The 26,159-nt window shown below is 65.8% G+C and carries 28 protein-coding genes; 6 read left to right on the top strand and 22 right to left on the bottom strand.

Annotation, left to right across the window (positions count from 1 at the left end):
• Window positions 1-56: 56 nt before the first annotated feature.
• From bioC to bioB, 5 genes are all read right to left on the bottom strand, one after another.
• Window positions 57-938, bottom strand: coding sequence for a malonyl-ACP O-methyltransferase BioC (bioC, locus tag AB4Y82_RS15335; protein WP_441602719.1), 882 nt, complete (start codon window positions 936-938; stop codon window positions 57-59).
• On the bottom strand, window positions 935-1,705 hold the full coding sequence (gene bioH / locus AB4Y82_RS15330; protein WP_441602720.1) for a pimeloyl-ACP methyl ester esterase BioH: 771 nt from the start codon (window positions 1,703-1,705) through the stop codon (window positions 935-937). Before bioH ends, bioC begins: the two co-directional genes overlap by 4 nt.
• Complete coding sequence (locus AB4Y82_RS15325; protein ID WP_441602721.1) at window positions 1,702-2,460, bottom strand: sulfurtransferase; 759 nt, start codon at window positions 2,458-2,460, stop codon at window positions 1,702-1,704. The genes bioH and AB4Y82_RS15325 overlap by 4 nt, the downstream gene beginning before the upstream one ends.
• Before the next feature lie 29 nt (window positions 2,461-2,489).
• Window positions 2,490-3,668 (bottom strand): 8-amino-7-oxononanoate synthase, encoded by a 1,179-nt coding sequence (bioF, locus tag AB4Y82_RS15320; protein WP_441602722.1) that lies wholly within the window; start codon window positions 3,666-3,668, stop codon window positions 2,490-2,492.
• A gap of 135 nt (window positions 3,669-3,803) precedes the next feature.
• A complete protein-coding gene (gene bioB / locus AB4Y82_RS15315) occupies window positions 3,804-4,808 on the bottom strand; it encodes a biotin synthase BioB (RefSeq protein ID WP_441602723.1) in 1,005 nt (334 codons plus the stop codon).
• A 144-nt stretch (window positions 4,809-4,952) separates the two neighbouring features.
• On the opposite strand from bioB, the gene AB4Y82_RS15310 reads away from it, so the two are divergent.
• Window positions 4,953-5,159 (top strand): hypothetical protein, encoded by a 207-nt coding sequence (locus AB4Y82_RS15310; protein ID WP_441602724.1) that lies wholly within the window; start codon window positions 4,953-4,955, stop codon window positions 5,157-5,159.
• A 15-nt stretch (window positions 5,160-5,174) separates the two neighbouring features.
• A complete protein-coding gene (locus tag AB4Y82_RS15305) occupies window positions 5,175-5,897 on the top strand; it encodes a ComF family protein (protein ID WP_441602916.1) in 723 nt (240 codons plus the stop codon).
• Here the strand turns inward: AB4Y82_RS15305 and AB4Y82_RS15300 are convergent.
• Window positions 5,894-6,406, bottom strand: coding sequence for a DUF5615 family PIN-like protein (locus AB4Y82_RS15300; RefSeq protein ID WP_441602725.1), 513 nt, complete (start codon window positions 6,404-6,406; stop codon window positions 5,894-5,896). The genes AB4Y82_RS15305 and AB4Y82_RS15300 overlap by 4 nt on opposite strands.
• A gap of 236 nt (window positions 6,407-6,642) precedes the next feature.
• Window positions 6,643-7,260, bottom strand: coding sequence for a LuxR C-terminal-related transcriptional regulator (locus AB4Y82_RS15295; RefSeq protein WP_441602726.1), 618 nt, complete (start codon window positions 7,258-7,260; stop codon window positions 6,643-6,645).
• A 217-nt stretch (window positions 7,261-7,477) separates the two neighbouring features.
• On the opposite strand from AB4Y82_RS15295, the gene AB4Y82_RS15290 reads away from it, so the two are divergent.
• Window positions 7,478-7,822 carry a carboxymuconolactone decarboxylase family protein gene (locus AB4Y82_RS15290; protein WP_441602727.1) on the top strand — a complete coding sequence of 115 codons (345 nt, stop codon included), beginning with the start codon at window positions 7,478-7,480 and terminating at the stop codon, window positions 7,820-7,822.
• Here AB4Y82_RS15290 and AB4Y82_RS15285 read toward each other — a convergent pair.
• A complete protein-coding gene (locus tag AB4Y82_RS15285; protein ID WP_441602728.1) occupies window positions 7,807-8,646 on the bottom strand; it encodes a hypothetical protein in 840 nt (279 codons plus the stop codon). The genes AB4Y82_RS15290 and AB4Y82_RS15285 overlap by 16 nt on opposite strands.
• Before the next feature lie 193 nt (window positions 8,647-8,839).
• Between AB4Y82_RS15285 and AB4Y82_RS15280 the strand changes: the two genes are divergently transcribed.
• Together AB4Y82_RS15280 and AB4Y82_RS15275 are read left to right on the top strand one after the other, a co-directional pair.
• A complete protein-coding gene (locus tag AB4Y82_RS15280; protein WP_441602729.1) occupies window positions 8,840-9,256 on the top strand; it encodes a hypothetical protein in 417 nt (138 codons plus the stop codon).
• 2 nt (window positions 9,257-9,258) lie between these two features.
• Window positions 9,259-9,396 carry a hypothetical protein gene (locus AB4Y82_RS15275; protein WP_441602730.1) on the top strand — a complete coding sequence of 46 codons (138 nt, stop codon included), beginning with the start codon at window positions 9,259-9,261 and terminating at the stop codon, window positions 9,394-9,396.
• A gap of 6 nt (window positions 9,397-9,402) precedes the next feature.
• Here the strand turns inward: AB4Y82_RS15275 and AB4Y82_RS15270 are convergent, their stop codons facing one another.
• From AB4Y82_RS15270 to ubiA, 4 genes are all read right to left on the bottom strand, one after another.
• Window positions 9,403-10,668 (bottom strand): RNA polymerase sigma factor, encoded by a 1,266-nt coding sequence (locus tag AB4Y82_RS15270; protein WP_441602731.1) that lies wholly within the window; start codon window positions 10,666-10,668, stop codon window positions 9,403-9,405.
• A gap of 65 nt (window positions 10,669-10,733) precedes the next feature.
• A complete protein-coding gene (locus AB4Y82_RS15265; RefSeq protein WP_441602732.1) occupies window positions 10,734-11,156 on the bottom strand; it encodes a VOC family protein in 423 nt (140 codons plus the stop codon).
• A 20-nt stretch (window positions 11,157-11,176) separates the two neighbouring features.
• Window positions 11,177-11,605: a YciI family protein gene (locus AB4Y82_RS15260; RefSeq protein ID WP_441602733.1), complete on the bottom strand. Its 429-nt coding sequence runs from the start codon at window positions 11,603-11,605 to the stop codon at window positions 11,177-11,179.
• 183 nt (window positions 11,606-11,788) lie between these two features.
• The gene (ubiA, locus tag AB4Y82_RS15255; RefSeq protein ID WP_441602734.1) at window positions 11,789-12,682 is read right to left on the bottom strand and encodes a 4-hydroxybenzoate octaprenyltransferase; all 894 of its coding nucleotides are present in this window, start codon (window positions 12,680-12,682) and stop codon (window positions 11,789-11,791) included.
• A gap of 259 nt (window positions 12,683-12,941) precedes the next feature.
• Here ubiA and AB4Y82_RS15250 point away from each other — a divergent pair, with 259 nt between their 5' ends.
• On the top strand, window positions 12,942-13,298 hold the full coding sequence (locus AB4Y82_RS15250) for a hypothetical protein (RefSeq protein ID WP_441602735.1): 357 nt from the start codon (window positions 12,942-12,944) through the stop codon (window positions 13,296-13,298).
• A gap of 94 nt (window positions 13,299-13,392) precedes the next feature.
• Here the strand turns inward: AB4Y82_RS15250 and ilvA are convergent, their stop codons facing one another.
• From ilvA to AB4Y82_RS15200, 10 genes are all read right to left on the bottom strand, one after another.
• Window positions 13,393-14,955 carry a threonine ammonia-lyase, biosynthetic gene (ilvA, locus tag AB4Y82_RS15245; RefSeq protein WP_441602736.1) on the bottom strand — a complete coding sequence of 521 codons (1,563 nt, stop codon included), beginning with the start codon at window positions 14,953-14,955 and terminating at the stop codon, window positions 13,393-13,395.
• On the bottom strand, window positions 14,952-15,194 hold the full coding sequence (gene ilvN / locus AB4Y82_RS15240) for an acetolactate synthase small subunit (protein ID WP_121883570.1): 243 nt from the start codon (window positions 15,192-15,194) through the stop codon (window positions 14,952-14,954). Before ilvN ends, ilvA begins: the two co-directional genes overlap by 4 nt.
• A gap of 22 nt (window positions 15,195-15,216) precedes the next feature.
• Window positions 15,217-17,058: a biosynthetic-type acetolactate synthase large subunit gene (gene ilvB / locus AB4Y82_RS15235; RefSeq protein WP_441602737.1), complete on the bottom strand. Its 1,842-nt coding sequence runs from the start codon at window positions 17,056-17,058 to the stop codon at window positions 15,217-15,219.
• A gap of 219 nt (window positions 17,059-17,277) precedes the next feature.
• Window positions 17,278-18,291: a ketol-acid reductoisomerase gene (ilvC, locus tag AB4Y82_RS15230; RefSeq protein ID WP_441602738.1), complete on the bottom strand. Its 1,014-nt coding sequence runs from the start codon at window positions 18,289-18,291 to the stop codon at window positions 17,278-17,280.
• Window positions 18,288-20,006 carry a dihydroxy-acid dehydratase gene (ilvD, locus tag AB4Y82_RS15225; RefSeq protein WP_441602739.1) on the bottom strand — a complete coding sequence of 573 codons (1,719 nt, stop codon included), beginning with the start codon at window positions 20,004-20,006 and terminating at the stop codon, window positions 18,288-18,290. Before ilvD ends, ilvC begins: the two co-directional genes overlap by 4 nt.
• 29 nt (window positions 20,007-20,035) lie before the next feature.
• Complete coding sequence (gene leuB, locus AB4Y82_RS15220) at window positions 20,036-21,133, bottom strand: 3-isopropylmalate dehydrogenase (RefSeq protein WP_441602740.1); 1,098 nt, start codon at window positions 21,131-21,133, stop codon at window positions 20,036-20,038.
• Window positions 21,130-21,714 (bottom strand): 3-isopropylmalate dehydratase small subunit, encoded by a 585-nt coding sequence (gene leuD, locus AB4Y82_RS15215; protein ID WP_441602741.1) that lies wholly within the window; start codon window positions 21,712-21,714, stop codon window positions 21,130-21,132. The genes leuB and leuD overlap by 4 nt, the downstream gene beginning before the upstream one ends.
• 184 nt (window positions 21,715-21,898) lie before the next feature.
• Complete coding sequence (gene leuC / locus AB4Y82_RS15210; protein WP_441602742.1) at window positions 21,899-23,308, bottom strand: 3-isopropylmalate dehydratase large subunit; 1,410 nt, start codon at window positions 23,306-23,308, stop codon at window positions 21,899-21,901.
• Window positions 23,308-24,246 carry a branched-chain amino acid transaminase gene (locus AB4Y82_RS15205; RefSeq protein ID WP_441602743.1) on the bottom strand — a complete coding sequence of 313 codons (939 nt, stop codon included), beginning with the start codon at window positions 24,244-24,246 and terminating at the stop codon, window positions 23,308-23,310. Before AB4Y82_RS15205 ends, leuC begins: the two co-directional genes overlap by 1 nt.
• 16 nt (window positions 24,247-24,262) lie before the next feature.
• Complete coding sequence (locus tag AB4Y82_RS15200; protein ID WP_441602744.1) at window positions 24,263-25,870, bottom strand: 2-isopropylmalate synthase; 1,608 nt, start codon at window positions 25,868-25,870, stop codon at window positions 24,263-24,265.
• Window positions 25,871-26,159: the final 289 nt, after the last annotated feature.

Raw genomic sequence — 26,159 nt, 5'->3', positions numbered from 1 at the left:
CCGTCGCGCACAGGGTGCGCTCCCACAAATGTGTGCACCCCAGATAACGGTGTGCTTCAGCGACGCCGTGATCCGCGCAAGCTGTCGATGGAGAAGCTGGCCATTTCGCCGCCGCCGGCCAGGCGGCGCGATTGGCCCGGCGGCGGGCCCCAGGCGTGCGCCGTGACCACTTCCCAGGTGGCGGGAATGCGGCCATCGACGCGCATGGTTTCGTAGGCAGCCAGCATGCGCTGGTAGTGCCGCTTGCCCAGCAGGTGACGTTCGCGTTCGCGGTCGGCGTTGGTGGCGCCGAGTCCCTGCAGTTCCTTCAGTAGCTGGCGCGGTTCGCTGTAAGTGAGCGTGTAACGGTCCACGTCGAGCACGGGGTCGCGCAGGCCGGCGCTGATCATGGCGTCGCCAAGATCGTGCATGTCCAGGAAGCGGCTCACGTGCGGCTGCTGGTCGGCGTCGGCCCAGGCGGCGCGCAGTTCTTTCAACGTATCCGGACCGAAGGTGGAGAACACCAGCAGGCCGCCCGGCTTGAGCACGCGCACGCATTCGCCGAACAGCGCCGGCAGATCATCGATCCACTGGAAACACAAATTGGAATGCAGCACATCCACGCTGTGGTCGGGCAGCGGCAGCGCGGTGGCTTCGGCACACACGCGCTGGAACGGTTTCAGCCAGCTGATGTTCTTCTTGGCGGCGCGCAGCATGGGCAACGCCAGATCCATCGCGATCAGCTGCGCCTTGGGATAACGCTTGCGCAGCAGGGCCGTGCCGCGGCCGGGGCCTGCGCCCACGTCGATGACGCGTTCCGGCGCTTCCAGATAGAAGCCCAGGCGATCGAGCAGCAGGGTCTGCACTTCGCGTTGCAAGGCATCGTGCTGTTCATAGGTGGTGGCCGCGCGGCTGAAATTGCGGCGCACCTGCCGGCGGTCGAAATGCGAGTCGGTCATCGAAAACTGTCCAGCAGCGGCGCCAGGGCGTTGGCGACGCCGCTTGCGTAACCAAAGAACGGCGCGTGGCCCGCGTGCGCGATTTCCACATAGCTGCCGTGTGCCTGCCCGGCCGACCATGCCATCGCCGGTGGCGGCACGATGCGATCGCGACGGCCGACGATCCATGCACTGGGCACGCTCAGCGTGGCGAGATCGGCGCGGCGGTCGGTGGTTTCCAGGATGCGGATGCCTTCCTGCAGCACGCGCAGGTTCGGTTCGCCGCGTTGGAAGATCAGGCTGCGCAGGTGGCGTACTTCGGCGATCGGATCGCGGCTGCCCATGGCTTCGAGCGCAATAAAGCGCTCCAGCGTGCCGTGATAGTCGGTTTCCAGATCGTCGGCCAGCTGGCGCACCAGCTTGGGATCGCTGCCGTGGGGCCAGCTGTCGTCGCGCGAGAATTTAGGGGTGCCGTCGATGACGCCCAGCGCACGCGCATGCTGCGGATGTTCCAGCGCGGCGGTCATTGCGATCAGTCCGCCCAGCGACCAGCCCACCCAGATCGCCGGAGGCGTCATGCGTGCAATCGCTTCGGCGACGAGCGAGGGCTCCAGCGGCAGCGTGCTGTCGCGCGAGCAACCGTGACCGGGTAGATCGACCACATGCAGGGTGCAGCGATCGGCGAGCGCTTCGCACAGCGGCTCCATCATGCCGCCATGCATGGCCCAGCCATGCAGGATCACGACGGGGATTTCGCCGTGGCCGTGGGTTTCGATATGTAGACTCACCCAAGCCTCTCGTCGTTGGCGAGCTGGGGCGCAGGCGCCAGGCTCTTGTCCACCGCGCCGCGCTCATCGAACACGAAGCATTCGCCGCGCCAGTGGGTGCCGTCGGTTTCTTCGAAGTACTTCAGGATGCCGCCTTCGAGTTGGAACACGTTGTCCATGCCGATGTCCTGCATGTGCAGCACCGCCTTCTCGCAACGGATGCCGCCGGTGCAGTAGGAGACCACGGTCTTGTTCTCGTAGCGCGCGCGGTCGGCCGCGATGGCATCGGGAAAGGCGGTGAAGCTGCCGATGCGATAGTCCACCGCGTTTTCGAACAGGCCGACATCGGTTTCGTAGTCGTTGCGCGTGTCGATCAGCACGACCTCGCGACCGTCGTCGTCATGGCCTTGTGCCAGCCAGCGCTCCAGCGTTGCCGGCGCCACCGATGGTGCGCGACCGCCTTCGGGGCGGATGGTCGGCATGCGCATGGTGATGATTTCCTTCTTCAGGCGCACGCGCATGCGGCCGAACGGCACGTCCCCGGAGATCGATTCCTTCGGCTCAAGCCCGGCGAAGCGCGGATCAGTGCGCAGCCAGTCCATGAACGCTTCGACGGGCTCGCGTGGACCGGCCAGGAACAGGTTGATGCCCTCGGGCGCAAGCAGGATCGTGCCCTTGAGCGCCAGCGTCTGGCAGCGTTCAAGGATGCGCTCGCGCAGCGCAGGGAGATCGTCCAGGCCGACGAAGCGATAAGCGGAAAGGTTGATGATGGACATGACGGGGAAGGGGTACGGCAAGACCGCCATTATACGGGGCCGGCCAGCCGGAGCCGGGAAAGCGCCTCCAGCAGGCGGTCCACGTCGGTTTCCTGGTGGGCGGCCGACAAGGTGATGCGCAGGCGGGCCTTGCCTTGCGGCACGGTCGGCGGGCGGATGGCGGTGACCAGGAAACCCGCTCGCTCAAGCGCTTCGGAGGCCGCCAGTGCGGCTTGTGCATCCCCCAGCAGCAGCGGCTGGATGGGCGTGGGCGAGGGCATCAGAGGCAGGCCGAGCTGCGCTGCGCCGGCACGGAAGCGGGCGATCAGCGCGTGGAGTTTCTCGCGCCGCCAGCCTTCTGTTTGCGCCAGCCGTATGGCGGCCAGCGTGGCGGCAGCGAGCGCAGGCGGCATGGCCGTGGTGTAGATGTAGGTACGCGCGGACTGCACCAATCCGTCGATCAGGGCAGCGGAGCCCGCGACGAACGCGCCGCTGCAACCCAGGGCCTTGCCCAGCGTGGCCATCAGCACGGGGACGTCGTTCTGTGAGAGGCCGGCAGCCGATACGCTGCCTTCGCCGTGCTCACCCAACACGCCCAGGCCATGCGCGTCGTCGACCATCAAGCTTGCGTCTTCGCGATGACAGAGTGCGGCCAGCTCGGCGAGCGGCGCGATATCGCCATCCATGCTGAATACGCCATCGGTGGCGAGCAGCGCCGCCGTTTCGGGTCGAGCGCGCAGCTGGCGTTCGGCGCCTGCCACGTCGGCATGCGGATAACGCTTCAACTCGCAGCCTGCGAGCTGGGCGCCATCGAGCAGGCAGGCATGGTTGAGCTTGTCCTGCACGCAGACGTCGTCGCGCGCCAGCAGTGCCTGCATCACGCCGAGATTGGCCATATAACCGGTGGAGAACAGCAACGCGCGTTCGCGCCCGGTCCATTCGGCGAGCGCTTCTTCCAGCGCAGCATGTGCGTTGCGATGGCCGCAGATCAGATGCGCGGAACCGCTGCCGACACCATCGCTGTCGGCAGCGCGCTTGAGTGCATCGATCAATGAGGGATGCTGCGCCAGGCCGAGATAGTCGTTGCTGCAGAACGAGAGCAGGCGACGGCCGTTGCGCTCCAGCCACATGCCGTCGGCGTGAGTCACCGTTTGCAGGCGGCGGCGCAGGCCGGCCTGTTCACGCTGTTGCGTCTGGGCGGCGAGGCGGGTGAGCAGGTCGTCACGCATCGCGATGCGTCTCCCTGTGGGAGCGCACCCTGTGCGCGACCGCGGCGCAGTGGTGTATCTCTGTCATCGGTGGTCGCGTCATGCAGCGTGCGCTCCGGGCCTGTCGCGCACAGGGTGCGCTCCCACAGGGGCTGATCAGGCCGCGCAATGCTCCACGATATCCGCGTGCACGGTGCCCGACGTCTCCACCACTTCCAATGCATGCAGGTTCAGACGCTGGAACAGCTGGCGGTCGTGTTCCACGTCCGGGTTGCCGGTGGTGAGCAGCTTTTCGCCGTAGAAAATCGAGTTAGCGCCGGCGAAGAAGCACAGCGCCTGCACGGCGTCGTCCATCTGCTGGCGGCCGGCGGAGAGGCGGACCATCGAGGCGGGCATCAGGATGCGGGCGACGGCAATGGTGCGCACGAAATCGAACGGGTCGATGGCTTCAGTGCCGCTGAGCGGCGTGCCTTCCACCTGTACCAGCTGGTTGATCGGCACCGATTCGGGATGTTCGGGCAGGTTGGCCAGGGTCTGCAGCAGGCCGGCGCGCTGGTCGCGCGTTTCGCCCATGCCCACGATGCCGCCGCAGCAGGTTTTCAGGCCGGCTTCGCGCACGTGTTCAAGCGTGTCCAGGCGATCCTGGTACTGGCGGGTGTGGATGATCTCGCCGTAGAACTCCGGCGCGGTGTCCAGGTTGTGGTTGTAGAAGTCCAGGCCCGCGCCTTTGAGGGTCTTGGCCTGTTCGCCATTGAGCATGCCCAGCGTGGCGCAGGTTTCCAGGCCCAGGCCTTTCACGGCGCGCACGATCTCGGCGACCTTCTGCACGTCGCGGTCCTTGGGGCTGCGCCAGGCGGCGCCCATGCAGAAGCGGCTGGCGCCGGCGCTCTTGGCGGCCTTGGCCTGTTCGAGCACCGCTTCCACGCTCATCAGTTTCTGCGCCTGCACACCGGTGTCATAGCGCGCCGCCTGCGGGCAATAGGCGCAATCTTCCGGGCAGCCACCGGTCTTGATGGAGAGCAGGGTGGACACCTGCACGGCGTTCGGATCGTGGTGTTCGCGATGCACACTGTGCGCGCGAAACAGCAGTTCGTTGAACGGCAGCGCGAACAGCGCAGCCACTTCGGCGCGCGTCCAGTCGTGACGGATGGGTTGGGCCATGGCGACAGCTCTGGGGTTGGGGATGAGGACAAGTGTGGCAGCGCGCGTTTTCTTGTCAACTTTCGATGAAAGGCGCGGGTTGACGATGCGCGGACGTATGGCTGCCGCTACCATCGAAGCATTCACTCCGCGGGAGTTGTTGGCATGAATGCACGACAGGTCGGCATTGGATCGGTGCCGGCGGCCATCTGCAGCTTGCTCATACCCGGGCTGGGGCAGCTACTGCAACGGCGCCCCTGGATTGCCCTCGTCATGATCGTGCTCGCCGCCGTGCTCTGGATCGTCAAAATGGGCTGGGTCATCCATCTTTGGGCGGGCCTCGACGCAGCCATTTACAAGCCACGAAACTAAGGATGGCCCATGCGCATGGACGCGCTACCGCTCGGGCGACCCCTGCTTGGGGCGCTGCAACGTTTTGTACTCCCCTATCGCTGCCTGCTGTGCGGCGCCGCGGGCGCCGACGGGCTGGATCTGTGCCGCCAGTGTGCCGCCGAGTTACCGCGCAACCAGGCGTGTTGCGCTCGCTGCGCGCTGCCCCTGCCCCAGGCGGCCGAACTATGCGGCCAATGCCAGCGCCGTCCGCCGCCGTGGGATTCGGCCTGGGTGCCATTTCGTTACGCATGGCCACTGGACCGTCTGGAATCGCGTTTCAAGTTCGGCGCCGACCTGGCCGCGGGTCGCGTGCTCTCGTCGCTATGGTTGCGGGAATGGCCACCGTCGAACATGCCGGCGTGGCTGCTGCCGGTGCCGCTGCATGCCGGCCGACTGCGCGAACGCGGCTACAACCAGGCGATCGAGCTGGGTAAGCCGCTGGCAAGCCGGCTTGGTCCCTCGCTCCACGTCGACGCCTTGATCCGCTCGCGGGCCACACCGGCGCAAACTGAACTTGGCGCACTGGCCCGTCGCCGCAACGTGCGCGGCGCCTTCAACGTACGACCGCATACGGCGTGGCCCGGGCACGTGGCGCTGTTTGACGACGTGATGACCACTGGCGCCACGCTGAGCGAATGTGCGCGCGTGCTGAAGCGGGCGGGAGTCCGACGCGTCGATGTCTGGGCGCTGGCGCGCGCGCCAGCGGCAAAGACCTAAGCGGTCTCGCAGGATTCGCCCATCCACTCCTGCAGCTTGCCGTGCCAGAGGCGGTACTTGCGGCGCTGGCGAGTCCCGTTGCCATGGCAGTGGTAGCGCGCCCATCCCGTGCTGCTCGCCTCGACCGTGCAGCCTGCGCTGAAACAGCTGCTGCCCAGTACGGGCGCGAGGCAGCGCAGCGCCCGGCGCAGGTCGTTCACCGATCCGCTGCCGAAATGAAACACGAAGATGGCCGAGCCGCGTTGCAGCGGAAATCGCTGCAGATCGAGAAAGTCGGGATTGCAGGTGAGCAGCACCCGTTCATGCGCCAGCGCATAGGCAGCATGGGCGGCGTCGGTCTGACCCAGCAGCCCGCAGTCGGCGGACGTCCAAACCTGGGCGCCTGCCGAACGCAGCAGTTCAACGCCACGCGGCGGAAACGATGCATCGACCAGAAACCGCGCGCGGCTTTCCACGTTGCCTTCTTCGGGCGCATTGCGATCCCTGGAACTTTCGAGTTCCCGCCACATGACGCTGCACGTCCCCGCTTGCTGCGTTCAAAAGCACGGCCGATCAGCCTGCGACTTGCACGCACCGGCGGTGCTGGCGCAGCGATCGGCGGGGTTGTCGCGCGCTGTCATCCCGCGTGGCAAGCCACTCGCAGCACGAACGCGCGCAATCGTGATTCCCCTCGTTCTTTTCTAACGCCCGCATCGTTACCAGAGCAATACGACCTTTAGGCCAGGGTCGGCGAACGACAACGTTGTCAGTGCGGACTGCCTGCCTCGATCGCGATGCGGATGGCATCGGCGCTGGTGGTCGCCCCGAGTCGCTTGAGCAGGCTGGCGCGGTGCATCTTCACGGTCTTCTCTTCGATGCCCAGCAAATCGCCGATCTGCTTGTTGCGCATGCCGCGCGACATGTGTTCCAGCACCTGCTTTTGCCGTGGCGTGAGTGCGCCCACCAGGGCTGAGGCATGGGCGATACGCTGGTTGTGCGCGCGATCGGGGGTGCCGGAGACGTCCATCTGCGAGCCGATGAAGTACTCGACGGCGCCGTCGGCGCCGATCAGAGGCGCCACCATCACGGCATTGCGGAACGCGGTGCCGTCCTTGCGGTAATTGGTGAGCACGGTCAACGAGGGTCGCCCGTTGGCGATGGCGTCGCGCAGCAAGGCCCGCTGATCGGGCTCGCTGCCGGCGCCCTGCAGGAAACGGCAGTTTCGGCCCAGGATTTCATCCTCCTGGTAGCCGGTGAGCTCGCAGAAGGCGGCATTGACGCAGACGATCGGGTTATCCGGCAGACGCGGGTTGGTGACCAGGGTCGCAAGGGGAGACAGGCCAATGGATGCGAACAAGGCGCCTTCAAACCCAGTTTGATGCATGTGCGATTTCCTCAGTCACCCGGTGCGCGTGTGACTGCGATTCGAACAGAACGGGTCGGCAATACCAAGCCCCGCAAGCGTGCTTGTCGATGTTTTTCAGACGACCTGCAAGACGCGGGCCGTCCGGTACCGAACCATCGAGGTATCCATGCTGGCTTATTCACGCGCCCCGTCGATCGGGCGCAGCATGAAGGTGTTGTGTCCCCTGGAGAGCGCCATGTTGAATTGGCCTGAATACCGCAAACAGCTGCTCGGCCGCATCGGCGAGATCGCCAAGCTGAGCCCCGACACCGTGGCCGGCTACCAGACCCTGTCCGCCGCCGGCAGCAAGACCGGTCACCTGGACGCCAGGACGCGCGAACTGATCTCGCTGGCGGTGGCGGTCACCACCCGCTGCGACGGCTGCATCACGGTGCACACCGCCGAGGCGCTGAAGCAGGGCGCCACCCCGGATGAAATTGCCGAAGCGCTGGGCGTGGCGGTGGCCATGAATGCCGGCGCGGCGCTGGTGTATTCAGCGCGCGTGCTCGATGCCGTCCACAGCTATCAGGCGGAACGATAGGGCACGGCTCGGTAAGAGTCGGCGACCACCCAGGCCCCGCACGCGATGGCGGCGGAAATCGCCAGCGCGGTCCAGCCGGTGCGGTCATGAGGCGTGGCGACCACCGTGGGCACCCACACCAGTAGGGTGATGATCCATAGCATCGCCGCCTCGAGCCTTGCCGCCAGCTGCGGCAATACGCCAAACAGCACCGCCAGGCAAGTGGCGATGCTGCAGGCGCCGGTGAAATACGCCCAGCCCAGGGGGTACGGCAACCAGGTCGGAATCAGCGCTACGGTCTGCTCGCTGTAAACAAAGTGAGACAGGCCGATCATCGGCAGCGATAGCGCAAACACCACGCGCGCCGCGCGCACGCCGCGTCGCCCGGTGAGATGGCGCAACCCGTCGCTGCGTTCGCCCAGATGGCCGGCAAACAACACCCACGCAGCCGCGAAGATCACCGCAATCTCGCCCAGGCCCAGCCAGGTGGCCTCCATCGAGGGCACCACGATCACGGCGGGCAATTTGAGCAATACCGTCCACACCAGCATGAAGACCACCAGCAAGACCGATGCGGGCTTTGCCCAGCTGCGCAGCAGCAGTCCGATGCCGGCCACCAGTTCGATCAGCGCAAACAGATAGGCGATCGGCCGCGCCCCCGGCATGTGCTCGATCGGCAGGTGCTGCCACACCAGGGCGACGTCGCCGTAGATGAAGCCCAGCGCGCCCAGCGACATCATGCAGAGGGCCAGCCACTGCTGGGACAGGTGTGTCTGCGCAGCGCTGTTGCCCCACGCGCCGCTGCCAGTCAGCACCGAGGTTGATGCCCGATACGAACGTTCCATGCCTTGCTCCTTCACCATGAACGGACAGAGGGAGGACAGCGCTTCGATGCGAGGGCGGCCCTGGGGCGGCCACGGGCTCCCAGGGGCTGCCCGCCGCGCCATTAAATCGGCAGATACGGCGTGGCGCAATGGAGTGCGATGATGCGCCGGCGAGCCCCGTTCTTTTGATCCCGCTTCAGAGGAAGCCAAGGCCATGTATCGCCCCCGCCCCATCGTGAACCTGCCTGCCGACACGGACGCCGACGGCATCAAGGTCTACACCATTGCCGCCGGCAGCGGCGCCGTGGATATCTCGCGCTACTTGCCGCGCATGGCGGCGATGAAGCGGGCGCGACCCATCGCATGGTCGACCACGCCGGCCTTTGCGATCTGCCACGAAGCGGCGCAAGCGCGTTATCTGGTGCTGGGGTGGTGGGGCAACGACAACGAGATGTTCATCGCGGTGGCGGCGGAAGATGCCACCGGCTGGGTCGAGGACATGTCGCGCTATTCGTTCTGCCTGTGGGACATGGAAGTGATGTGGCACGAGCGCAATGCGTTCGTCGACTGGATGTATGGCGCGGTGCCCAGCCTGGACGCCTATCGGGCTGACCGGCTGTGCAAGGTGTAGGCATGGACAAACTTGGCTGGGCCGCCAAGGGCGTGTTGCGGTTGGTGTTTGTCGTGCTGCTCAGCCTGTTGATGGCGGCCCTTGGTTACGCGGCGATACTTGGCTTGATCTTGTGCTTTCCGCCACACGCCATCCAGTGATCGCCTTCAGGCCGCGCTGCTGGCGGCCGCACGCTGCAACAGCAACTCCCGCTCGCGCAGGTTGCGTGTGAGCGAGGCGGCGCGCTCGAATTCTTCGCGCGCCTCGGCATGACGACCCAGCTTGCCGAGCAGGTCGCCGCGCACGCTGGGCAGCAGGTGATAGTGGCGTAGCAGGGGTTCGTCGCGCAGTGCGTCCACCAGGTTCAGGCCCACCTCGGGGCCGAATGCCTGCGCGTGAGCCACCGCGCGATTGAGTGCCACCACCGGCGAGGGCAGGCGGCGCGCGAGCGTGTCGTAGAGCGCGGCAATGCGCGACCAGTCGGTGGCGTCCACGGTGCGCGCCCGCGCATGACAGGCAGCAATCGCCGCCTGGAGTGTGTACGGACGTTCGCTGCCGCCCAGTGCTTCGGCGCGTTGCAGCGCGGCCAGGCCGCGTTGAATCAGCAGCTGATCCCAGCGCCCGCGGTTCTGCTCGCCCAGCAGGATGGGCTCGCCGTGCGGCCCTTGCCGCGCGGCGGTGCGCGACGCCTGGATTTCCATCAGCGCCACCAGGCCATGCACCTCGGCTTCGGCCGGGGCCAGGCCAGCGAGCACGCGGCCCAGGCGCATGGCTTCCTCGCAGAGCGCCGGACGCATCCAGTCGCTGCCCGAGGTGGCCGCGTAGCCTTCGTTGAAGATCAGGTAGACCACTTCCAGCACGGAGGCGAGGCGCGCCGCGAGCTCGTCGCCGCGCGGCACTTCGAACGGCACCTGGGCTTCGCTGAGCGTGCGTTTGGCGCGCACGATGCGCTGTGCCACCGTGGGCTCGGGCACCAGGAAGGCGCGCGCGATTTCGCTGGTGGTCAGGCCGCCGAGCAGGCGCAGGGTCAACGCCACGCGCGCCTCGGTGGACAGCACCGGATGGCATGCCGTGAATATCAGGCTGAGCAGATCATCACCGACCGGATTGTCGAGCATGGCATCCGGGTCTCCCACGGATTGTTCGAGCTGGTCTTCGATCTCGCGCGTCAGTTCCCCTTCCTTGCGACGATGCAGCGCGTGGCGCCGCATCTGGTCGATCGCGCGATGCTTGGCGGTAGTCATCAGCCAGGCGCCCGGATTGCGCGGCACCCCCGTCTGCGGCCACTGCTCCAGCGCCGTGACCAGCGCGTCCTGCGCCAGTTCCTCGGCCACGCCCACGTCGCGGACGATGCGGGCGAGGCCGGCGATCAGGCGTGGCGATTCCATGCGCCAGACCGCTTCGATGGTGCGATGGATATCAGTGGCCGTCATGGCCGCCGATCACAACACCACGCCGGTGGCGGCGCAAGTTCGCGCGCACCATGCCGCCGCCGGAATCAGGGTGGCGACATCACCATCCAGTGCACGCCGAAGCGATCGCGCAACATGCCGAAGCTGGAGGCAAAGAAGGTCTTGGACAGCGGCATGGACGCCTCGCCGCCGCCCTCCAGCAAGGCCTCGAACGAGCGCTTGGCCTCGCTATCGTCCTTGGCATTGATCACCAGCGAGAAGCCGCGAAAATCCGGCGTGCCACCACATTCGCCATCGGATGCATTGACCAGCGATTCGCCGATCCGCATCGAGGCATGCATGATTTTCTCGCCATGCGCAGGGCGTGGACCGGCGGCCTGGTCGCCCGGTTGTTCGGGGCTGTCCTTGAATCGCATCAGCGTTTGCACCTGCGCGCCGACGGCCTTGCCGTAGAAGGCGAGGGCTTCCTCGCAGCGGCCGTCGAAGAACAGATAGGGCTGGATCAGCATGGTGACATCTCCTGGCGGGTTCAGCGTGGATCGCCCATGCGGGCGCGCTGCTGTGCTTCCAATTCGCGCGCTTCGGGCGTGAAGGCATCGCCGAAATCCTCCGCTTCGAAGACGCGGCGGATCTCGATTTCCGAGGCGCCGTCATCGAACGGGTTGGGTGCGCGCTTCATCCACTCGATGGCCTCTTCCAGCGAGCTCAGCTGCAGTACCCAGAAACCGGCGATCAGCTCCTTGGTTTCCGTAAACGGGCCGTCGATGACAGTACGCTGGTCGCCCTCGTAGCGCACGCGTGCACCGCTCCTGCTGGGGTGCAGACCTTCGCCGGCCAGCATCACCCCGGCCTTGACCAGCTCCTCGTTGAAGCGGGTCATCTCGGTCAGCAGTTTTTCGCTCGGCATCTCGCCGGCTTCGGAGGCCCGGGTGGCCCTGACCATGGCTACGAATCGCATGTGCTTGCTCCTGTGAGTGTGGCTCTTATGCACACGACGAAGGAGCCCCGGTGGAATCGACAGGGTAGGCGAAGAAACCTGTGGGAGCGCACCCTGTGCGCGACAACCCGGCGGCGCGGCGATTGGCGATGCCGCGTCGGGCACAGGGTGCCCTCCCACAGGTGATGACGAGAGGGGTGTTGCTTAGCGGAACGCCAGCGCCAGCACGATGCCGATCCAGACCGCCATGCCCAGCCAGTTGTTGTTGCGGAAGGCCCACAGGCAGGCGGCGCGGTCGTGGCTGCGGATGCGCCACATCTGCCAGCCGAACAGGCCAGCGGCCACCAGCAGGCCCATCCAGTAGGGCCAGCCCAGCATCGCGCGCTGGCCCACCAGCAGCATCGCCAGCAGGAAGGTGGCCATCAGAATGCCCAGGATCGGCAGATCCGCGTCGCCAAACAGGATGGCGGTGGATTTGGCGCCGGCCTTGATGTCCTCGTCGCGGTCCACCATGGCGTATTGGGTGTCGTACACCACCGACCAGATGATGTTGGCGATGAACAGCAGCCAGCCCACCGGCGGCACGGTATTCATCACGGCCGCGAACGCCATCGGGATCGCCCAGCCGAACGCCGCACCCAGCACGACTTGCGGCAGGTGTGTGTAGCGCTTGGTGAACGGGTAGATCGCCGCCAGACCGGCGCCCGCGAAGGACAGCCAGATGGTGAGCTTGTTGGTGAACAGCACCAGCACGAAGGAGAACACCAACAGGCTGGCGAAGATGATCAGGGCCTCGCGCGGCGTCACACGTCCGGCCGCGATAGGTCGCCCTGCCGTACGTTCCACCTGGGGATCAAGCTTGCGGTCGGCGAAATCGTTGATGGCGCAGCCGGCCGCACGCATCGAGAACACACCCAGCGTGAAGATCACCAGCAGCTTCAGCGGCGGGAAATCCGAGGCCGCCAGCCACAGCGCCCACCAGGTCGGCCACAGCAACAGCAGCGCGCCGATCGGGCGATCCATGCGGGTCAGCACCAGATAGTCGCGCGCCTTGCTGCGATAGGGCGCCGGCAAACGCTGCAGCAGCCAGTCGAGCACGCGCGTGGCGCGGGAGGAGCTATCCGCGGGCTGCGTCGAGCGCGCCGGTCTAGAGCCCGCGCCAGGGCGCGGACGCGGTGTACTCGTAGTCGGCAGGTTGCGCCGCTGGCGCTTGCGGGAAGTAGGAGCCATCCATGAAGTGTAGCGTGGCCCACCGCCGTGGGTAGCGTGACGCAGCGCCGGTTTGCGGGGCGCACCTTGTCGCAACACGGTCATAAAGCGGCCTAAACTTTCCACTTTCCCGACTGGAGATGAGCCCGTGCCCAAAGCCCTGAGCCACGTCGCCCTGATCGTTGCCCATCCCACGCGCACGGCCGAGCTGTTGACCGGCGTGTTCGAGGATGCGCGCATTTTGCGCGAGGAAGATCCGGCCGATAGCCATCCGGAAGTCATCGTGGCGCTGGCGGGGCTGGAATTTGCCCTGATCCGCGGCAGCGGTCCCGCGTCACGCAACGGCGACCACATCGCGTTCGCCGTGACCAAGCAGGAGCAGCTCGATTGCGCGCGGCGCATGGACGAGCTGGCGCTGGATTATCAGATGGCCCGCGAGGACACGGCGCTGTATTTCAGTGATTACGACAACCATGTGTTTGAGTTGGAGGTGGTCGAGTCGTGACGGAGAGCGTCGCGCACAGGGTGCGCTCCCACAGGAGGATCCAGCCCCCTGTGGGGTCCCTGTGGGAGCGCACCCTGTGCGCGACTGACGTGCCTCATTCCCTCAACAACAACCGATACGCCGGATTCTCGCTCTCGTCGCGATACGGATAGCCGAGTGTGTCCAGAAACGCCTGAAACAGGATCCGTTCATCCGGCGGCACCTGAATTCCGACCAGGATGCGCCCGTAATCCGCCCCCTGATTGCGGTAATGGAACAGGCTGATATTCCAGTCCGGATGCATATGCCCCAGAAAGCGCGTCAGCGCGCCCGGGCGTTCGGGAAACTCGAAACGGAACAGCTGCTCGTCGCGCGCCAGCGGTGAGCTGCCACCTATCATGTGGCGCAGGTGCAGCTTGGCCAGTTCATCGTCGGTGAGATCGAGCACGCCGAAATCGTGGGCACGGAAAGCCTCGATCAACGTCTCGCGCTCATCGCGATGCGCAGTCTGTATGCCGACGAAGATATGCGCCTGGCTGGCATTGCCGATGCGGTAGTTGAATTCCGTGATGCTGCGCTGATCCAGTGCCTCGCAGAAACGGCGGAAGCTGCCGCGTTCCTCGGGTATGGTCACCGCGAACACCGCTTCCCGCTGCTCGCCCACTTCCGCGCGCTCGGCCACAAAGCGCAGCCGGTCGAAATTGAGGTTGGCGCCTGAGACGACGGCCACCATCGGGTGTTCCGAAGCGCCATGCGTGGCGACGTATTGCTTGAGCCCGGCCAGCGCGAGTGCGCCGGCAGGCTCGGGCACGCTGCGGGTGTCCTGGAAGACATCGCGGATGGCCGCGCAGATCGCGTCCGTATCCACCCGCAGCATGGCGTCCACATGGCGCTGGCACAGCGCAAAGGTGAGATCGCCCACACGCTTCACGGCCGTGCCATCCGCAAACAGGCCGACTTCCGACAGCGATACCGGTGCGCCTGCCTCCAGTGATTGGACCATCGCATCGGAGTCGCAGGTCTGAACGCCGATCACTTTCACATCCGGACGCAGCGCCTTCACATAAGCGGCGATACCAGCGAGCAAACCGCCACCGCCGACGGGCACGAAGATGGCGTGCAGTGGCCCGGGATGCTGGCGCAGGATTTCCATGCCCACGGTGGCCTGCCCGGCGATCACCGCGGGATCGTCGAACGGATGGACGAAGGTGTAGCCGTGTTCGTGCTGCAGTCGTGCCGCCGCGGCTTGCGCATCGCTATAGGAGTCGCCGGTCAGCACGATATCGACCTGGTCGCCGCCAAAGCGACGCACGGCGTCGACCTTGACCTGGGGTGCCGTCACTGGCATCACGATCACTGCGTGTATGCCAAGCCGCGCCGCCGCCAACGCCACGCCTTGGGCATGGTTGCCCGCCGAGGCGGCGATCACGCCACGGGCTCGTTGCGCCGCGTCCAGCTGACACATGCGGTTATAGGCGCCGCGCAGCTTGAACGAGAAAACCGGCTGCTGGTCTTCGCGCTTGAGCAAGACACGCTGCCCCAATCGCGTGGATAGGAGCGTCGCCGGCTCAAGCGATGTCTCGCGCGCCACATCGTAGACGCGCGCGCCCACTGTCTGGCGCAGTAGTTCGTGCTCGCTCAGCGGATCCGCGTCCAGCGTGGCAGCAAGTGCATTCATGGCGTGGCGAGCGGGTGGCTTACCTCGATCACGTCCACCAGCTTGCGCGTCTGCTTGATGATCTGTTCGACGGTGGCGTCGGCGCCATGCAGCACCAGGGTGAGTTGTGAGACGGCCGGATCTTCGGTGGCGGCGACGGTAAGCGTGTCGATATTGCAATGACGCGCGGCGAACAGCCCGGCCACGCGCATCAGGGCGCCGGATTCGTTTTGCAACAGGATGGATAGCGTATGTCTCATGCGGGCTCCGTGTTGCCGATGCTCAGAACATGTCCGAGGTGGCATCGCCGTCCGACGCCGGTGCCACCCGCGACGGAATGAAATCGCCGGTGATCATCTGCGCGTACGTCGCCCCCGGACCCACCATCGGATACACGCCGGCATCCGGGTCAATCATCACTTCCAGAAATGCAGGGCCATCGAAGGCAAGGAAGTCGGCGATGGTCTCCGCCAGTTCCGCCTTGTCCTCCAGGCGCTTCGCCCACTCGAACCCATCAGCCTGCGCCGCCTTGATGAAGTCCTTCTTGTGCAGGCTCTTGTCCGACGATGCAAAGCGGCCACGGAAAAACAGCTTCTGCCACTGGCGCACCATGCCGTCGCCGATGTTGTTGAGCACGACGACCTTGACCGGCAGGCCATAGGTGGTGACGGTTTCCAGCTCGCCCAGATTCATGCGGATGCTGGCGTCGCCGTCGATATCGATCACCACCGCGTCGCGCCGCGCGAACTGCGCACCAATGGCGGCGGGCAGGCCGAATCCCATGGTGCCCATGGAACCGGACGTGAGCCAATGGCGCGGCTCGCGAAAATCAAAGTACTGCGCGGCCCACATCTGGTGCTGGCCCACGCCGGTGCTGATCACGGCGCGGCCTTGGGTGTGTTCGTTGATGGCCTGGATCACCGCCTGCGGCTGGATCAACGCGCTCTCGCGGTCGTAGTTCAGCGCATGCGTGTGCTTGAGCGCAGCAATATGGGAGTGCCAGTCCGCATAGCGCCCATCGTTTGCGAAATGCAGGCCGTGACGGATGCCGTATTGCTGCAGGCGCGATAGCGTCGCGTCGAGGTCGCCATGATGATGCCAGTCCACCGACTTCACCTTGCCGATCTCGGCGGGGTCGATGTCGATCTGTGCGATGAAGCGTGCGTGCGGGGCAAAGCGCTCCGGCACGCTGGCCACGCGATCGTCGAAACGAGCGCCAAGCGCGAGCAGGAAATCGCAGTCCTCGACGGCGTAATTGGCGTAGGCCGTACCGTGCATGCCCAACATATGCAAGGCGAGCGGTTCAGTGGTGTCGATCGCACCGATGCCCATCAAGGTGGTGGTCACCGGCAGGCCAAACTGCTTCACGAAAGCGCGCAGCGTGGCGGAGGACTCCGCCGAGATGATGCCGCCACCCGCATAGATCAGCGGACGCTTCGCCCTTGCCAGCGCGTTGAAGAAAATCTCGCACTGCGCGTCATCCACGCGTGCGCTCTGGATGGCGTGCTGGCGGGCGCGATAGCCGGGAATAGGCAGCGTGCCTTCACCGGCGAAGGTGAGCGGACTGTTCTGCACATCCTTGGGGATATCGACAACGACAGGGCCCGGACGTCCACTGCGCGCGATCTCAAAGGCCGTACGCAAGGTGACTTCAAGCCGCGAGGGATCGGTGAGCAGGAACACGTGCTTGGCGCACGGACTCATGATGTTGCTGACCGGTGCCTCCTGGAAGGCATCGCTGCCGAGCGCGCCGGTGGGCACCTGGCCGCAGATCACCACCATCGGCACGGAATCGGACATCGCATCGCGCACCGGCGTGACCATATTGGTGGCGCCCGGGCCGGAGGTGACGATGGCCACGCCCACCTTGCCCGAGGCGCGCGCATAGCCGGCCGCCATGAAGCCGGCGCCTTGCTCGTTGGCAGGCACGATCAAGGGCATCGGCTCGCCGCCCATCGGCGACAGATGCGTGGCATTGAATCGGAAGACCGCGTCGTACACCGGCAGGATCGCGCCACCCGAATAACCGAACAGCACGTCGACGCCTTCGTCCGCCAATACCTGCACGACGACTTCTGCACCGCTCATGGTCTGGCCGGCGAGCGCATGCGTCGAAGCGGGCATGTCGCGACTTTCAAGAGCACGTTGCAGTGGCACGTTCACGATGGTCGGGTTCCCCAGATTCGCCGATGCTTCGGCGGATCGAGTTGGTTGGAAAAGTGCCCTCCCCCAAATCATCGGGGGAGGGCCAGGAAGGGTCTTGCATGCTTGCGGGATAAGCGCCCCTCTCAAGTCGAACAACAACCAGCATGCCGCTGCGGCATCAGCCGCAGCGGCCAAATATCAACCTACTTTCTTGAGCGGCTCAGCCGAGGGCTTGGGCGCATTCGCCTGCAGCCACGGCATGCGAGCACGCAGCTTGGCGCCGACCTGTTCCACCGGATGCTCCAGGTCCGCCTGCTTGAACTTCTTGTAGTTCGGCAGGCCGGCCTGGTATTCGGCGATCCAGTTGCGCGCGAAGGTGCCGTCCTGGATATCGGTGAGCACGTCCTTCATGCGCGCCTTGGTGCCGGCATCGATCACGCGCGGGCCGCTCACGTAGTCGCCGTACTGCGCGGTTTCGGAGACGAACTCCAGCATGCGTGAAATGCCGCCCTCGTAGAACAGATCCACGATCAGCTTCAGTTCGTGCAGCACTTCGTAATAGGCGATTTCCGGCTGGTAACCGGCTTCGACCAGCGTTTCAAAACCAGCCTGTACCAGGGAGCTGGCACCGCCGCAAAGCACCGCCTGTTCGCCGAACAGATCGGTCTCGGTCTCTTCCTTGAAGTCCGTCTTGATCAGCAGCGCGCGACCACCGCCGATGCCATCGGCATACGCCTTGGCGCGGGCTTCCGCCTGGCCGCTGACGTCCTGGTGCACGGCCCAGATGCTGGGCACGCCGCGACCGATTTCATACTCGCGACGCACCAGCGCGCCCGGGCCCTTGGGCGCCACCAGGATCACGTCGATGTCGGCGCGCGGATCGATCTGCTTGAAGTGCACGTTGAAACCGTGCGCAAACAGTAACGCTGCGCCCGGCTTGATGTTCGGCTCGATGTGCTCGCGATATAGCTGCGGCTGCACCATGTCCGGCGTGAGCACGGCGACCAGGTCGGCGTCCTTCACGGCATCGCCCGGCTCAGCCACGGTGAAACCTTCGGCGCGGGCTTTCTCCCACGAGGGGCCACCCTTGCGCAGGCCAACCACCACGTCGAGACCGGAGTCGCGCAGGTTGAGTGCGTGGGCGCGGCCCTGGCTGCCAAAGCCCAGGACGGCGATGCGGGCCTTGGCCAGCGTGTCGTTGTTGTTGCTCATGCGGTGACTCCTGCGTTCGTGTCTTCGTTGACGTGTCGGGAAACAGAGGCGGATGGACTGCGTGATGCGATGGGTTGCGTGGTGGCTCCTTCAGACGCGGAGCCCACCAGGGCGACGTACTTGGCCATGGCGCCGCGCGTGACCTTGGGCGCAGGCGGTTGCCAGCTGGCGCGACGGGAGGCGAGATCGGCGGTGGTGCTGATCTGGCGCGTTTCGGCGTCGATGCGGATGCGATCGCCTTCGTGCAGCAGCGCAATCGGGCCGCCGCGCGCCGCTTCCGGTGCGATATGGCCGACCATGTAGCCGTGGGTGGCGCCGGAGAAGCGACCATCGGTGATCAAGGCCACGTCGTCGCCCAGGCCGCGGCCGATCAGCGCCGCCGTCACGCCCAGCATCTCGCGCATGCCTGGGCCACCCGCCGGGCCTTCATTGCGGATCACGATGACGTCGCCCTTCTCGATGCTGCCGCCCTGAACGGCGGCAAACGCCTGCTCTTCGCTTTCGAACACGCGGGCGCGTCCCTCGAAGTGGTTGGCGCCCTTGCCGGCGAGTTTGAGGATGCAACCGTCCGGCGCGAGATTGCCGTAGAGGATGGAATAGCCGCCGCGCGGCTTCAGCGGCTTTGACACCGGATGCACCACGTCCTGCGTTTCAGCTCGCGGTGCCGCAGCGACTTCATCGAACAGGCTGCGACCGGTGACGGTGGGTGCGTCGATCAGCATGCCCGCGGCAATCAGTTCTTCCGCCACGCGTGCGCTGCCGCCGGCCCCGAACATCTCGACCGCGGTGTAGCGGCCGCCAGGCAACAGATCTGCGATCACCGGGGTGTGTTTCGATGCAGGCTCGAAATCCTCCAGCGTCCACGGCGTACCCGCTTCACGTGCGATGGCGAGCAGGTGCAGCACAGCGTTGGTGGAACCGGCCGTGGCTGCGACCATGCGCGCGGCATTGCGGAACGCGGTTTCGGTGAGCAGTTCGCGTGGCGTGCGGTTTTCTTTTAGGCACTCCATCACCAGCTCGCCGCAGCGGCGTGCGGCCACTGCCTTCGCTGGATGTGTGGCGGGGATGTCATTGAAGCCCAGCGGCGACAAGCCCAGCGTGGAGAGCACCATCGCCATCGTGTTGGCAGTGAACTGCCCGCCGCATGCACCGGCGCCGGGGCAGGCATCGCGCTCCACTGAAGTCAGTTCGGCATCGCTGATCTTGCCCGCGCCGTGCGCACCGACTGCTTCGAACACCTGCTGGATGGTGATCGGATGGTTGTCGTGGGTGCCGTGCGCAATCGTGCCGCCGTACATCGCGACGGCCGGGATATTGAGTCGCGCCATCGCCATCGCAGCGGCAGGAATGGTCTTGTCGCAACCGCACAGCACCACCATCGCGTCAAGGCAGTGGCCATCGACGGCCAGCTCGATGGAGTCGGTGATCACCTCTCGGCTGATCAGCGAGGCGCGCATGCCGGGCGTGCCCATGGCGATGCCGTCGGTCACGGCGATGGTGTTGAATTCCACCGGCGTGCCGCCCGCAGCGCGAATGCCGTCGGCGACATGTTCGGCCAGTTCGCGCAGATTGAGGTTGCACGGGCTCACGTTGGACCAGGTGTGCACGACGGCCACCAGCGGCCTGGCAATCGCTTCGTCGTCCAGGCCGGTGGCGCGGAGCATGGCGCGCGCGGGGGCACGGTCGGGGCCGGTCTTGATCAGATCACTGCGCATGCGTGTTCCTTGAGAGATGCTCGAATGACTCAGCCACAGGCGCGGCCCCAGCGAAGAAAAGCTGCCGCGTTGCAGGCGTGTTCGTCGATGGCGGCCAACACCGCTTCCAATACCTGCTGCGTGCCGGCGTCGCCGCCGATGTCGCGGGTATGCGGACCGTGCTCCAGCACTTCGGCCACGGCCGCTTCCACCGTAGTCGCTTCTTCTTCCAGCCCCAGCGAATGGCGCAGCAGCATCGCGGTGGAAAGAATGGCGCCAATCGGATTGGCCACGCCCTGGCCGGCGATATCCGGCGCGGAGCCGTGGATGGGCTCATACAGTCCACCCTTGCCTTCGCCCAGCGACGCCGAAGGCAGCAGGCCCAGCGAGCCGGCCAGCGCGGCGGCTTCATCGGTGAGGATGTCGCCGAACAGGTTCTCGGTGACCACCACGTCGTACTTGCCAGGCTGGGTCAGCAACAGCATGGCCATCGAATCGACCAGCTGGTGTTCCAGCTTCACATCGGGAAATTCACCGGCGATGCGCTGCACGGTGCTGCGCCACAAGCGCGAGGTTTCCAGCACGTTGGCCTTGTCCACCGAGGTGACGTGCTTGCGGCGTTCCCGTGCCAGCTGGAATGCGCGACGCGTCACGCGCTCGACTTCAGCCACGGTGTACTTGCATTCGTCGATGGCGGTGTCGATGGTGCGTGTCTTGGCACCGAAGTACGCGCCGCCGGTGAGTTCGCGTACGAACAGCACGTCGACGTTTTTCAGCTTTTCGTTCTTCAGCGGCGACAGCTCGGCCAGCGCGGGATGCACCTGCAGCGGTCGCAGGTTGGCGTAGACGCCCAGCGCGGCACGCAGCGCCAGCAGACCCTGCTCGGGACGCACCGGTGCACTCGGGTCGGACCACTTCGGGCCACCGACCGCACCGAGCAACACCGCGTCGGCGGCCTTGCAGGCTTCCAGGGAGGCCTTGGGCAATGGCTCGCCGGTGGCATCGATGGCGCAACCGCCAATCTGGTGTTCTTCAAAATGGAAGTGATGGTCGTAGTGCGCTGCCACGGCATCGAGCACGGCCACGGCCGCTGCAGTGACCTCGGGGCCGACGCCGTCGCCGGGCAGGGTGACGATGTGCGCTCTCATGCAGCTTTCTCCGTGCGTTGTTCGTAGGCGGTGATGGCGTCGCTGTGTTGCTGCAGGTACCCAAGCTGGTCCACGCCGTTGAGCAGGCAGTGGCGGGCAAATGCTTCGAGCTGAAAATGGATATGGCCGCCGTCGGGCAGGGCGATCACTTGTTCCTTCACGTCGATGGACAGCTCGATGCCCGGGTGTTCCAGCAGCCAGCGGTGTTCGGCTTCGTCCAGCACGATGGCAAGCAGGCCGTTCTTCAGCGCGTTGTTGCGGAAGATGTCGGCGATCTCGCTGCACAGCACCGCCTGGATGCCGTAGTCGAGCAGCGCCCACGGCGCGTGTTCGCGCGAGGAGCCGCAACCGAAATTGCGGCCGGCGATGAGGATCGAGCAGCCTTTCGCCTGTGGCTGATTGAGCGGGAAGGCCGGGTTGTCGCTGCCGTCGGCCTGATAGCGCCAGTCGTTGAAGCACAGCTTGCCCAGGCCGGCGCGCTCGGTGGTGGTGAGGAAGCGCGCGGGGATGATGCGGTCGGTGTCGATGTTCTCGTCCGGCAGCACGGCGGTGCGGGAGTGGAGGCGGGTGATCGGGCGCATTAAAAAACCTCCGAAGGACAAAGTCCCTTCTCCCCTCCGGGGAGAAGGTGCCCCGAAGGGGCGGATGAGGGGCGGGTGCTCGCGGGAACGCACATCGAAGCGCGCTCTGATGTTTGACCGAGGCAAGAGTGACCCCTCACCTCAGTCCTCTCCCCGGAGGGGAGAGGAAGAAAAGCTCGCCCCTTCATGCGGCCACCTCCGTCGCATACTCACGCGGATCGGCAATGCGCCCCGCGACGGCCGATGCTGCCGCCGTGGCCGGACTCGCCAGAACCGTGCGCGCGCCCTTGCCCTGGCGACCTTCAAAGTTGCGGTTTGAGGTGCTCACCACCAACTGTCCCGGCTGCGCGAAGTCGCCATTCATGGCGATGCACATCGAGCAACCGGGCTCACGCCACTCGGCACCTGCAGCGGTGAATACGTGATGCAAGCCTTCGTTCTCCGCGTCGCGGCGCACCGCTTCGGAACCCGGCACCACCAGCATGCGCACACCATCGGCGACGCGACGACCGCGCAGTACGTGAGCGGCCTCGCGCAGATCCGAAAGGCGCGAGTTCGTACAGCTACCGACGAAGACCACGTCGACCGGCGTGCCCTGCATCGGCTTGCCGGCCTCGGCCTTCATGTAATCCAGCGCGCGCTTTTCCTGAGCATTGCGTGCCGCGGGAACCGGCTTGTCCATCGCGATGGCCATGCCCGGATGCGTGCCATAGGTGACGGTGGGACGCACCTTGCTCGCGTCGATGCGCACTTCGCGGTCGTACTCGGCGCCATCGTCCGTGCGCAGCGACTTCCAGCGTGCGACGGCTTCGTCCCAGGCGGCGCCCTGCGGCGAACGGGGACGGCCCTTCAGCCAGGCGAATGTCGTTTCGTCGGGCGCGATCATGCCTGCACGTGCGCCCGCTTCGATCGACATATTGCACACCGTCATGCGCTCTTCCATCGACAGCTGCTCGATGGCGTCGCCGCGATATTCGATGACGTAGCCAGTGCCACCGTCCACGCCGATCTCGCCGATGATGTGCAGGATCAGGTCCTTCGCACCTACGCCCGCGGACAGATGACCGTCCACATGGATGGCCAGCGTTTTCGCCTTGCGCTGAAGCAGGCACTGCGTGGCCATCACGTGACCGACTTCCGTGGTGCCGATGCCGAATGCCAGCGCACCGAACGCACCGTGGGTGGAGGTGTGGCTGTCGCCGCAGACGATGGTCATGCCGGGTTGGGTCGCACCCAGTTCCGGGCCGAACACATGCACGATGCCGCGATCGCTGCTGTTCCAGCCGTGTAGTTCAACGCCGAATTCGCGGCAATTGGTTTCCAGCTGCGACACCTGCGCCTTGGCTTCGGCGTTCGCGTAGGGACGCTCGCCGTCGGCGCCGGCGGGCAGGGTGGGCGTGGAGTGATCGAGCGTTGCCAGCATGCGATCGGGGCGACGCAGCTTCAGACCGCGCTCGCGCAGTTCGCTGAAGGCCTGCGGCGAGGTGACTTCATGCACCAGGTGCAGATCGACGTAGAGGATTGCGGGGGTGTCGGCGCTTTCAGCGGCGACGACATGGGCGTCCCACACTTTTTCAAACAATGTCTTTGCCATTACGCAGCCTCCTGCGCTGCTTCGATCTGGACGGGCGTGAGCCAGCCCCACTGGTCAGCTGTGGTGCCATCAAACAAGCCAAAGAACGCCTTCTGCAGTGCGCGTGTGACGTCGCCCGGACGTCCTGCACCCACCGGCTTGCGATCGACCGAACGCACTGGCGTGATTTCCGCCGCGGTGCCGGTCATGAAGATCTCGTCGGCGGTGTATAGCGCTTCGCGCGGCAGGTCGCGTTCTTCCACCACGATGCCCAGTTCGCCGGCCAGCGTGATCACCGACTCGCGGGTGATGCCGGCGAGGATGCCCGCGCTGGTCGGTGGCGTGAGCAGTTTGTTGTTCTTCACCAGGAACAGGTTTTCGCCCGCGCCTTCGCTCAGCAGGCCGTTATGACCCAGCGCGATGCCTTCGGCGTAGCCGCCGCGACGCGCCTCGAGCGCGATCAGCTGGCTGCTGAGGTAATTGCCGCCGGCCTTGGCCCAGCTGGGAAAGGTGTTCGGTGCGGGGCGCTGCCAGGAGGACACGCACACGTCGGCACCGTGCTCCAGTGCTTCGCCGAGATACGCGCCCCATTCCAGCGCCATGATCGCCACGTCCACCGGCGAATCGGTCTTCGGCAGCACGCCCAGGCCGCCTGCGCCGCGGAACACGATGGGGCGCACATAGGCCGACTTCATGCGATTGGCGCGGATCACTTCATGGCAGGCCGCGTTGATCTCGTCTTCGCTGTAGCCGATCTCGATCTCGTAGATGCGCGCCGATTCGAACAGGCGGCGCGTGTGATCGGCGAGGCGGAAATAGGCCGGGCCCTGCGGCGTCGCATATACGCGCTCGCCTTCGAATACCGAGGAGCCGTAGTGCAGCGCGTGGGTGCTGACGTGGACCGTAGCCTCGGTCCAGGGTTTGATCTGGCCGTTGTGCCAGAGGAAGGGCGTCGTCATTTGGTGCTCCTCGGTTTCACAGGCTCGCGACCGCAGCCCGTGGCGACACGGGTTGTTGTCGTTCGATGCGGTTGACGATGGCGAGCGCGGCATGTGCGGTCGCTTCGATGATGTCGGTGCTTACGCCGGAGCCACGCCAGTCGCGCTCGGCGTGGCGCGCAGTGAGTTGGGCCTGGCCTTGCGCGTCGCCGCCCTCGCTCACGGCGCGCACCTGGAACTGGGTGACGTCGAGCGAGGTGCCGGTAGCGCGCTCGATGGCACGCAGCACGGCATCGACCGGGCCGTCGCCGATCGCCGCTTCACCCACTTCATGGCCGCTGTCATGGGTGAGCTTCACCGAGGCCGACGCGCTGCCGCCCAGATGAGAGTTGGTGTTGAGCTGCACGATGCGCCAGGGGCCGGTGGCTTCCGGATCCATGCCCAGCGCGATCGCTTCCAGGTCCTGGTCGTGCACTTCGCGCTTCTTGTCGGCCAGCGCCTTGAAGCGCGCGAAGATGCTGTCCATTGCGGCCTCTTCCACCTCGTGGCCCAGGCTCTGCAGACGCTGGCGCAGCGCATGGCGGCCCGAGTGCTTGCCCAGCACCAGTCGCGTCTCGCCCATGCCCACGTCTTGCGGACGCATGATTTCGTACGTGCCGCGATGCTTGAGCATGCCGTGCTGATGGATGCCGGACTCGTGCGCGAACGCGTTGTCGCCGACCACGGCCTTGTTGCGCGCGACGGCTTGGCCGGTCAGCTGGGTCAGCAGGCGCGAGGTGGGATAGAGCTTGCGCGCGTCGATGCCGGTATCCACGCCGAAGTAGGCAGCGCGCACACGCAACGCCATCACCACTTCTTCCATCGAGGCGTTACCGGCGCGCTCGCCGATGCCGTTGATGGTGCATTCGACCTGGCGCGCACCGGCGGCAACACCGGCGAGACTGTTGGCGACCGCCATGCCCAGGTCGTCGTGGCAGTGAGTGGAGAAGATCACCTGGTCCGCCCCGCGCACGTGCTGGCGCAGGTAGGTGATGCGCTCGGCCATTTCGATGGGCGTGGTGTAGCCGACGGTATCGGGCACGTTCACCGTGGTGGCGCCGGCGGCGATGGCCGCGCTGAACACCTCGACCAGGTACTCCGGTTCGGTGCGCATGGCGTCTTCGGCGGAGAACTCCACCTCGTGGCACAGCTTTTTGGCCCGCTCGATGGCGGCGCAGGCCGTGTCGATCACCTGCTGCTTGCTCATGTTGAGCTTGTGCTCGCGATGCAGCGGGCTGGTGGACAGGAACAGGTGGATGCGTCCGTGGCGCGCCACTTCCAGCGCGCGGCCGCAGGCGTCGATGTCGTTGTCGTGGCAGCGTGCCAGGCCGCATACGGTAGGGCCGCGCAGCACCCGGGCGATCTCCGCGACCGAGGCGAAATCGTCCGGCGAGGCGCTGGGGAAGCCGGCCTCGATGATGTCCACACCCAGCGCCTCGAGCGCATGCGCCATGCGGAGTTTGGCCCGGCGATCCATCGAAAAGCCGGGTGCCTGCTCGCCATCGCGCAGGGTCGTATCGAAAATGCGCAGGCGTTCGGCGGCTACGTCGCCCACGTCGCTGTTCTCGCTGTTGCCGCTCTGGGGCGGGGTGTTATCGGGGTTCATCGCTGGCTCCATGGGCACACGCCTTGGGCAACAAAAAACCCCGCATCCGTTACCGGGTGCGGGGTTCTTTGGTCGTATTCAGGTGGTCTTTCTAGTTACCTGGACACACGCCCTCAGCCCGCACCTCCGTTGGTAATAAGGAGTACGAGTACAAGGGCAAGAAGGAGGTTGGTGCGAAGTCGCAGCAGGCCGGCGACCGTCGGGGGACGGATCGGTTCGGCAATGCGGTCATGGCTGTTGCGCTGCGACATGCAGACGAACCTAATGGCCCGTCCGACGGGTTGTCAAC

The sequence above is a fragment of the Dyella sp. 2YAF14 genome, assembly GCF_052114725.1.
Taxonomy (GTDB): Bacteria; Pseudomonadota; Gammaproteobacteria; order Xanthomonadales; family Rhodanobacteraceae; genus Dyella.
This window is presented reverse-complemented; position numbering and strand designations above follow the sequence as displayed.

Excerpts from the sequence above, each read along its gene's own strand:
- AB4Y82_RS15310 (WP_441602724.1), top strand. The coding sequence starts at position 4,953 with ATGAATGCACGACAGGTCGGCATTGGATCGGTGCCGGCGGCCATCTGC.
- AB4Y82_RS15280 (WP_441602729.1), top strand. The coding sequence starts at position 8,840 with ATGTATCGCCCCCGCCCCATCGTGAACCTGCCTGCCGACACGGACGCC.
- AB4Y82_RS15285 (WP_441602728.1), bottom strand. The coding sequence starts at position 8,646 with ATGGAACGTTCGTATCGGGCATCAACCTCGGTGCTGACTGGCAGCGGC.
- AB4Y82_RS15205 (WP_441602743.1), bottom strand. The coding sequence starts at position 24,246 with ATGACGACGCCCTTCCTCTGGCACAACGGCCAGATCAAACCCTGGACC.
- AB4Y82_RS15265 (WP_441602732.1), bottom strand. The coding sequence starts at position 11,156 with ATGCTGATCCAGCCCTATCTGTTCTTCGACGGCCGCTGCGAGGAAGCC.
- AB4Y82_RS15200 (WP_441602744.1), bottom strand. The coding sequence starts at position 25,870 with ATGAACCCCGATAACACCCCGCCCCAGAGCGGCAACAGCGAGAACAGC.
- AB4Y82_RS15275 (WP_441602730.1), top strand. The coding sequence starts at position 9,259 with ATGGACAAACTTGGCTGGGCCGCCAAGGGCGTGTTGCGGTTGGTGTTT.
- ilvD (WP_441602739.1), bottom strand. The coding sequence starts at position 20,006 with ATGCGCAGTGATCTGATCAAGACCGGCCCCGACCGTGCCCCCGCGCGC.
- AB4Y82_RS15325 (WP_441602721.1), bottom strand. The coding sequence starts at position 2,460 with ATGTCCATCATCAACCTTTCCGCTTATCGCTTCGTCGGCCTGGACGAT.
- bioC (WP_441602719.1), bottom strand. The coding sequence starts at position 938 with ATGACCGACTCGCATTTCGACCGCCGGCAGGTGCGCCGCAATTTCAGC.
- bioF (WP_441602722.1), bottom strand. The coding sequence starts at position 3,668 with ATGCGTGACGACCTGCTCACCCGCCTCGCCGCCCAGACGCAACAGCGT.
- leuD (WP_441602741.1), bottom strand. The coding sequence starts at position 21,714 with ATGCGCCCGATCACCCGCCTCCACTCCCGCACCGCCGTGCTGCCGGAC.
- leuC (WP_441602742.1), bottom strand. The coding sequence starts at position 23,308 with ATGGCAAAGACATTGTTTGAAAAAGTGTGGGACGCCCATGTCGTCGCC.
- bioB (WP_441602723.1), bottom strand. The coding sequence starts at position 4,808 with ATGGCCCAACCCATCCGTCACGACTGGACGCGCGCCGAAGTGGCTGCG.
- AB4Y82_RS15270 (WP_441602731.1), bottom strand. The coding sequence starts at position 10,668 with ATGACGGCCACTGATATCCATCGCACCATCGAAGCGGTCTGGCGCATG.
- ilvB (WP_441602737.1), bottom strand. The coding sequence starts at position 17,058 with ATGCCCGCTTCGACGCATGCGCTCGCCGGCCAGACCATGAGCGGTGCA.
- ilvC (WP_441602738.1), bottom strand. The coding sequence starts at position 18,291 with ATGAGCAACAACAACGACACGCTGGCCAAGGCCCGCATCGCCGTCCTG.
- ilvN (WP_121883570.1), bottom strand. The coding sequence starts at position 15,194 with ATGAGACATACGCTATCCATCCTGTTGCAAAACGAATCCGGCGCCCTG.
- ilvA (WP_441602736.1), bottom strand. The coding sequence starts at position 14,955 with ATGAATGCACTTGCTGCCACGCTGGACGCGGATCCGCTGAGCGAGCAC.
- AB4Y82_RS15295 (WP_441602726.1), bottom strand. The coding sequence starts at position 7,260 with ATGCATCAAACTGGGTTTGAAGGCGCCTTGTTCGCATCCATTGGCCTG.
- AB4Y82_RS15260 (WP_441602733.1), bottom strand. The coding sequence starts at position 11,605 with ATGCGATTCGTAGCCATGGTCAGGGCCACCCGGGCCTCCGAAGCCGGC.
- AB4Y82_RS15300 (WP_441602725.1), bottom strand. The coding sequence starts at position 6,406 with ATGTGGCGGGAACTCGAAAGTTCCAGGGATCGCAATGCGCCCGAAGAA.
- AB4Y82_RS15305 (WP_441602916.1), top strand. The coding sequence starts at position 5,175 with ATGGACGCGCTACCGCTCGGGCGACCCCTGCTTGGGGCGCTGCAACGT.
- leuB (WP_441602740.1), bottom strand. The coding sequence starts at position 21,133 with ATGAGAGCGCACATCGTCACCCTGCCCGGCGACGGCGTCGGCCCCGAG.
- AB4Y82_RS15290 (WP_441602727.1), top strand. The coding sequence starts at position 7,478 with ATGTTGAATTGGCCTGAATACCGCAAACAGCTGCTCGGCCGCATCGGC.